At 58.8% G+C, this 279-nt stretch carries 1 protein-coding gene; it reads left to right on the forward strand.

Annotation, left to right across the window (positions count from 1 at the left end; translation table 11 throughout):
* Positions 1 to 171 precede the first annotated feature (171 nt).
* A partial coding sequence (locus SB786_RS36060; RefSeq protein ID WP_410731553.1) for a universal stress protein occupies positions 172 to 279 on the forward strand: 108 nt, incomplete at its 3' end.

The raw sequence follows: 279 nt of genomic DNA on the forward strand, positions 1-279 counted from the left end.
GTGAGCCAAGGATCGCTCGGGACGGGACGCCACGCCTGACGCAGGTCAAACTTTCGCCGTGTCGCAACCGCGTTTTTCCATTGATGTAAATCAATTGCGTGACGTCGGCGAATCCGAAGATGGGTTCAGGCAAGACGTTACGTAACGGGGCGTCCCGGGGAGGAGCAGACCATGTACGAGAAAATCCTGATGGCGTTCGACGGCAGCGAAACCTCGCTGCAAGCGCTTGACGAAGCGCTGCGCCTCGCTCAACTGGCTCACGCGAAACTTTACGTGGCG

It is taken from the genome of Burkholderia sp. SIMBA_062 (assembly GCF_046534765.1).
GTDB classification, from domain to species: Bacteria; Pseudomonadota; Gammaproteobacteria; order Burkholderiales; family Burkholderiaceae; genus Burkholderia; species Burkholderia ambifaria.